The following is a 6959-nucleotide window of genomic DNA, read 5'->3' on the forward strand; positions in this document are numbered from 1 at the left end:
CGAGCCCCCGCTCAACGTCGTGATCGGCGGCTGAGGAGCGCTCCGCGCCGAGCGCCGAGCCCCGACGGCGTCAGGCCGTGAAGACGGCGTGCACGTCCCCGACGAGCGCGCGACCCCCGAGCGCCTCCAGCTCCATGAGCACCGTCGTGCCGACGGCCTCGGCCCCGAGTCGCGCGACGAGCTCGTGCGCCGCGACGAGCGTGCCGCCGGTCGCGAGGACGTCGTCGATGAGGAGCACGCGCGTGCCCGGCGCGATGTCGTCGTGGCACTCGATCGTCGCGGTGCCGTACTCGAGCTCGTACGAGACGGATGCCGCGGGCCGCGGCAGCTTGCCCGCCTTGCGGATCGGCACGAGCCCCACTCCGGCGGCGACCGCGGCCGCTCCCGCGAGGATGAACCCTCGCGCTTCGATGCCCGCGACGACGTCGAACCGCCCCTCGAACGGCTCGAGCATCGCGTCGATCGTCGCGCGCAGCGCATCGCGGTCGGCGAGCAGCGGCGTGATGTCGCGGAAGAGCACTCCCGGTTCCGGGTAGTCGGGGATCGTACGGATGAGCGACTCGGCGCGCGCGAGCGATTCGGCGGAAGGCACGCGCCCACGATAGTCGCGCGGCGTGGATGCGGCCCGCCCGACTCCGGCTCGCCGGCGCTGTCGCGCCCCGACGCCGCCCGCCGCCTGCCCGGATCAGGACATCTGGCGCACTCAGGACCATCCCGGCCGAAGTCTCCTGCACCGGCCAGATGTCCTGATTCCGGCGAGGGGTGGGGTGAGGGGGCGGCGAGGGGTGGGGTGAGGGGGCGTGAACCCGGAGTCCGAGAATGTAAGCGCTTGCAGTATCGTGTACCGCATGACTTCGACGAATACGGATGCCACGACCCGGCCCGACGCGGCGCAGCTGCCGGCTCTTCCGGGCTCCGAGTGGTGGCGCACGGCCGTCATCTACCAGATCTACCCGCGCTCGTTCGCCGACCTCTCGGGCGACGGCATCGGCGACCTCGCGGGCATCACCGCCCACCTCGACGACCTGCGCGACCTGGGCGTCGACGCGATCTGGCTGAGCCCATTCCAGCGCTCTCCGCAGAAGGACGCGGGGTACGACGTCTCCGACTACTGCGACGTCGACCCGCTGTTCGGCACCCTCGACGACTTCGACGAGATGCTCGCGCAGGCGCACGCCCGCGGCATCCGCGTCATCGTCGACCTCGTCCCCAACCACTCGTCCGACCAGCACGAGTGGTTCCAGCAGGCGCTCAAGTCCGCCCCGGGCAGCCGCGAGCGCGCGCGGTACATGTTCCGCGACGGCAAGGGCGAGAACGGCGAGCTGCCCCCGAACAACTGGGAGTCCGTGTTCGGCGGCCCCGCGTGGACGCGCGTGACCGAGCCCGACGGCACTCCGGGGCAGTGGTACCTGCACCTGTTCGATCCGTCGCAGCCCGACTTCGACTGGACGAACGAAGAAGTGCGCGAGGAGTTCCGCCGCATCCTGCGCTTCTGGCTCGACCGTGGAGTCGACGGCTTCCGCGTCGACGTCGCGCACGGGCTCGTGAAGGCCGAGGGACTGCCCGACTACCACCACCCCGAGAACGCCGACGCGATGGGCGGCGAAGAGGCCGACGTGCCGTACTGGGGCCAGGAGGGCGTGCACGAGATCTACCGCGACTGGCACCGCCTCGTCGCCGAGTACGACGGCGACCGCGCTCTGTGCGCCGAGGCATGGCTGCCGACCGCCGAGAAGACCGCGCTGTGGGTGCGCCCCGACGAGATGCACCAGGCGTTCAACTTCAATTACCTCGAGACCAAGTGGGACGCCCAGGCGCTCCGCCGCGTGATCGACGAGTCGCTCGCGGCGTACGCAGCCGTGGGCGCGCCGAGCACGTGGGTGCTCTCGAACCACGACGTCGTGCGCCACGCGTCGCGCCTCGCGCTCACCGCCGAGAACCCTCAGGGCCACGGCATCGGGCCCGACTCGCCCGGCAAGCCGATCCCCGAGGTCGGTCTGCGCCGCGCCCGCGCCGCGACCACCCTCATGCTCGCGCTGCCCGGCTCGTCGTACCTGTACCAGGGCGAGGAACTCGGCCTTCCCGAGGTCATCGACATCCCGGGTGAGGCGCGACAGGACCCGACGTGGTTCCGCACGAACGGCGAGCGCTACGGCCGTGACGGATGCCGCGTGCCGATCCCGTGGACCGCGGATGCCCCCGCCTACGGCTTCAGCGCGACCGGCGCCTCGTGGCTGCCGCAGCCGGCCGAGTGGGCGACGCTCGCGCGCGATGCGCAGAACGGCGTCGAGGGTTCGACGCTCGAGCTCTACAAGAGCCTGCTCGCCGCGCGCCGGGAGCACGGCCTCGGCGCCGGCACGCTCGAGTGGATCGAGTCCGACCCCGAGGTGGTCGCGTTCCGCAACGGCGACATCACCGTGCTCGTGAACTTCGGTGAGAAGCCCGTCGAGCTGCCCGCGGGCACCGTCGTCGTCGCGAGCGGTCCCTTCGAGGGGAACCTGCTGCCGACCGACACGGCGGTGTGGCTCGCGGAGGGTTGATCCGGCAAGATCGACCCAGCCGGCCGTCTGGGGAACGCCGCGAAGGAGCGCGCATGGTCAGCATCGATGAGGTCGCCCGCCTGGCGGGTGTGTCGACCGCGACCGTCTCGCGCGCCCTGAGCGGCCGCGGCCAGGTGTCGCCGGCCACCCGCGCGCGTGTGGAGTCGGCGGCCAAGAGCCTCGGCTACGTCGTCTCGTCGTCGGCGTCGAGCCTCGCGTCCGGACGCACGCGCAACATCGGCGTGCTCGTGCCGTTCCTCGACCGCTGGTTCTTCTCCACGGTGCTGAGCGGCATCGCGAACACGCTCATGCGCCAGGGCTACGACATCACGCTGTACAGCCTGACGGCCGACCGCGAGCAGCGGCGCGTGATCTTCGAGACGTTCCTGCGGCGGCAGCGTGTCGACGGCGTCGTGGCGATCTCGATCGAGCTCGGCGACGACGAGACCGAGCGCCTGCGCGAGCTCGACCTGCCGGTGATCGCGATCGGCGGCCCGAACCCGCGCCTGACGACCCTCACGGTCGACGACATCGCCGTCGCACGGCTCGCGACCGAGCACCTCATCGCGCTCGGACACCGCGACATCGCGCACATCGGCGCGAGCCCCGAGTTCGACATCGACTTCCACATCCCGACACGTCGGCGCCAGGGGTTCGAGCAGGCGCTGGCGGATGCCGGCATCCCCGCGCACCCCGCACTGTACGAGCCCGCCGACTTCACGATCGAGGGCGGGTTCCGTGCGGCGAAGCAGCTGCTCGGGCGACCCGGCGAGCGCCCGACGGCGATCTTCGCCGCATCCGATGAGATGGCCATCGGCGCCCTCCTCGCCGCACGCGAGCTCGGCTACCGCGTGCCCGAAGACCTGTCGATCATCGGCATCGACGGGCACGAGCTCGGCGAGTTCTTCCGCCTCACGACGATCGACCAGTTCCCGCTCGGGCAGGGGGAGCGGGCGGCCGAGGCGATCCTCGAGGCGCTCGAGACGAAGGGCGAGGCGCCCCCGACGCACGAGCCCGGTCAGCTGCCGTTCGAGCTCATCGTGCGCGGCTCGACGGCGCGGCTCGCGGACGCACCCGGACGCTGAGGGCGCGCGAGTGCACGACCTCGCGTCGAGTGCACGACTTCGCGACGCCTTCAAGCCGTGCGCTCGGCGACAAGTCGTGCACTCGGCGCCGGGAAGAGCCTCCCGGCTAGGCTCGTCCGCATGACGATCGACCTCGAGGCGCTGTACATCGACCTGCACCGGCATCCGGAGCTCTCGTTCCAGGAGACGCGCACCGCGGGGATCGTCGCCCAGCACCTCACCGACCTCGGCATCGAGTTCGAGGAGGGCATCGGCAAGACCGGTGTCGCCGCGGTCATCCGCAATGGCGATGGGCCGGTCGTGTGGCTGCGCGCCGACATGGACGCCCTCCCCGTCGAGGAGCGCACCGGCCTCGAGTACGCGAGCACTGCGCGCGGCATCGATCCTGCGGGCATGGACGTCCCCGTGATGCACGCATGCGGGCACGACATGCACGTGACCGCGATGCTCGGCGCGCTCGAGCGCCTCGTCGCGACGAAGGACGAATGGGTGGGGACGATCGTCACCGTGTTCCAACCCGCCGAGGAGCACGGCGCCGGCGCCCAGGCGATGATCGCCGACGGCGTGCTCGACCGGTTTCCGAAGCCCGACATCGTCCTCGGGCAGCACCTCACGCCGCTCCCGGCCGGCACGATCGGCGTGCGCCCCGGCACGCAGATGGCCGCCTCCGACGGGCTCACCGTCACGCTCTTCGGCCGCGGCGGGCACGGATCGCGTCCGCACTCGACGATCGACCCCGTCGTGATGGCGGCGGCGACCGTCATGCGGCTGCAGACGATCGTGTCGCGCGAGATCGACCCGCGCGACGTCGCCGTCGTCACCGTCGGCTCGATCCACGCGGGCCTGAAGAACAACATCATCCCCGCCGAGGCGACGCTCGAGCTGAGCTTGCGCTACCCGGACGACGCGGCGCGCGAGCGCGTGCTCGAGAAGGTCGAGCGGATCGTGCGCGCGGAGGCCGCGGCATCCGGAGCCGACGTCTCGCCCACCATCGTGACCGACCACACGCTCCCTCCGACGATCAACGACCCCGTCGCGACGACCCGGCTCACGCATGCGTTCAACTCGGCGTTCGGCGCGGGGACGGTCGTCGATCCCGGCATGTTCACCGGCAGCGAGGACGTGTCGTGGTTCGCGCGCGAGGCCGGCGTGCCGCTCGTGTACTGGTTCTGGGGCGGCATCGACCCCGAGAGGTTCGCCGAGGCGAAGGCCTCCGGCACGCTCGAGAGCGCGATCCCGACGAACCACTCGCCCTTCTTCGCGCCCGTCCTGCACCCGACGATCGAGGTCGGTGTCGACGCCCTGGTCGTCGCGGCGCGCGAGTTCCTGGGGGCGCGCGGAAGCGGGTCGGTCGAGGCGGAGTAAGGGGCGGATGCCGCGGGGCGGGCGCTTCGTCTCGCGTGCGGCTCGCTCAGCGACCGGAGGGACGCTTCGACACGCTCAGCGACCGGGCCGAGGCCGCGGCTCGCTCAGCGACCGGAGGGACGCTTCGACACGCTCAGCGACCGGGCGACGCCTCGGCGGGCTCAGCGACCGGAGGGACGCTTCGACACGCTCAGCGACCGGGGGCGACGGTCACCCGTACTGCAGGAGCTCGCGCACGCGCGCGTCGACGAGCTTCTGCCCCGACACGATCCCCGGGAGGCCGCGGCGGTCGTCGGTCGTGAGCATGAGCGCGAGCGAGAGCGCGGCGAAGATCCCGCCCACGAGGCCCCACGCGCCCGGGAGCGCGACGAGGATGAGGTATCCGCCGATCCCTGCCGCGAAGCGGAGCACGCGCGCGAGCCACACGGGGTACGTGGTGCCCTCGAAGCGGAGGAGCACGGCGAGGTCGCCCACCGACCGGCCTGTCGTCATGACGACGAGGAACCAGATCACGATCGCCGTCACGTCGCCGACGACGGCCGCTGCCGTCCCCTCCGCGACCTCCTCGTGTGCGCCGAGCACGTAGAGCGCCGACTGCACGATCACCGCGGTCGCCCACGACGTCATGGTCGCGCCGACGAGGTCGCACAGCATGCCGAGCAGCCGGCGACGGCGCGTCACGGGTCGCGGCAGCTCGGCGTCGGGCAGGCGCGTGACGCCGCGCCGACTCTTCGGCACGACGAGTCCGACGACGGATCCGATGAGGGCGCCGACCGTGTTCGTCAGAAGGTCGTCGACGTCGAACACGCGGTACGCGCACGGGTAGAGGCCCCACACGCCGGTGAGCTGGGTCGTCTCGATGAACGCCGAGACACCGATCCCGATGAGCCCCGCCGCGACGATGCCGCGCCCGCCGAGCACCCGCACGAAGAACCCGAGCGGTATGAACAGCACCACGTTCAGCAGCAGCTGGAGGAGCGCGGGGTCGCTGAACGCGACGCCCGAGGGACGGACCGCACCCCGGATGTCGTCGACGAAAGCGAGGAGGTCGAGGTTGACTCCCGCGCACCGGATGGTGTCCGGATCGGGGAGGGGCAGCAGCGTGTACGTCCAGATCGCGCAGAAGTAGACGAGCCCCGCGAACCACAGCGCGGCGCGTCCCACGGTCAGTCCGCCGCGGCGCCGGTAGCTGAGAGCGACGAACGGCACGAGCAGCACGACGCCGATCAGCACCCCCAGCAGGATCGCGATGATTGCGAGCACGCGGTCGTCCACGCCACGAGTCTCGCAGGGAGCCCACCGCGAGTGCACGCCGCCGGGACGCGGCGGCGCCGGATGCCGCGCCCCGGCGTAGCCTGGAACGGTGACCTCGACGCTCGACGCCGCCTCCGTGCGCGCCGACTTCCCCCTGCTCGACCAGACCGTCGACGGGCGACCCCTCGTCTACCTCGACTCCGCGGCGACGAGCCAGAAGCCGCGCGCGGTGATCGACGCCGAGGTCGACTTCCTCACGCGCGCGAACTCCGCCGTGCACCGCGGTGCGCACACGATGGCGGCCGAAGCGACCGAGCTCTTCGAAGACGCTCGCGCGACCGTCGCCGGATTCGTCGGCGCCCGTCCCGAGCAGCTCGTATGGACGAGCGGCGCAACCGCCGGCATCAACCTCGTCGCGTACGCGATCGGCAATGCGACGGCGGGCCGCGGTGCTCCCGCGAGCGCGCGTTTCGCCCTCGCCCCCGGCGATGAGCTCGTCATCACCGAGTCCGAGCACCACGCGAACCTCATCCCGTGGCAGGAGCTCGCCGCGCGCACCGGCGCGACGCTGAAGCACATCCCGGTGCGCGACGACGGGACGATCGACACGGATGCCGCGGCATCCGTCATCTCGGACCGCACGCGCGTCGTCGCCTTCCCGCACGTGTCGAACGTGCTCGGCATCGTGAACCCCGTCGCCGAGCTCGTCTCCCTC

At 71.8% G+C, this 6959-nt stretch carries 6 protein-coding genes; 4 read left to right on the forward strand and 2 right to left on the reverse strand.

The window, feature by feature from the left end:
* Positions 1-70 precede the first annotated feature (70 nt).
* On the reverse strand, positions 71-592 hold the full coding sequence (locus tag VFF97_RS07945; protein WP_325032955.1) for an adenine phosphoribosyltransferase: 522 nt from the start codon (positions 590-592) through the stop codon (positions 71-73).
* A gap of 256 nt (positions 593-848) precedes the next feature.
* Here VFF97_RS07945 and VFF97_RS07950 point away from each other — a divergent pair, with 256 nt between their 5' ends.
* The 3 genes from VFF97_RS07950 (at position 849) to VFF97_RS07960 (ending at position 4990) form a co-directional block, all read left to right on the forward strand.
* Positions 849-2540: a glycoside hydrolase family 13 protein gene (locus VFF97_RS07950; RefSeq protein ID WP_325032956.1), complete on the forward strand. Its 1692-nt coding sequence runs from the start codon at positions 849-851 to the stop codon at positions 2538-2540.
* A gap of 53 nt (positions 2541-2593) precedes the next feature.
* On the forward strand, positions 2594-3625 hold the full coding sequence (locus tag VFF97_RS07955) for a LacI family DNA-binding transcriptional regulator (protein WP_325032957.1): 1032 nt from the start codon (positions 2594-2596) through the stop codon (positions 3623-3625).
* A gap of 120 nt (positions 3626-3745) precedes the next feature.
* Positions 3746-4990 (forward strand): amidohydrolase, encoded by a 1245-nt coding sequence (locus VFF97_RS07960; RefSeq protein ID WP_325032958.1) that lies wholly within the window; start codon positions 3746-3748, stop codon positions 4988-4990.
* A gap of 210 nt (positions 4991-5200) precedes the next feature.
* On the opposite strand, the gene VFF97_RS07965 is transcribed toward VFF97_RS07960, so the two are convergent.
* Entirely contained in the window at positions 5201-6265 is a 1065-nt protein-coding gene (locus tag VFF97_RS07965) for a VanZ family protein (protein ID WP_325032959.1), read from the reverse strand.
* A gap of 88 nt (positions 6266-6353) precedes the next feature.
* Here VFF97_RS07965 and VFF97_RS07970 point away from each other — a divergent pair.
* The coding region (locus tag VFF97_RS07970; protein WP_325032960.1) for an aminotransferase class V-fold PLP-dependent enzyme at positions 6354-6959 on the forward strand (606 nt) is incomplete at its 3' end.

The organism is Microbacterium sp. (assembly GCF_035687345.1).
In the GTDB taxonomy this organism is placed as follows: Bacteria; Actinomycetota; Actinomycetes; order Actinomycetales; family Microbacteriaceae; genus Microbacterium.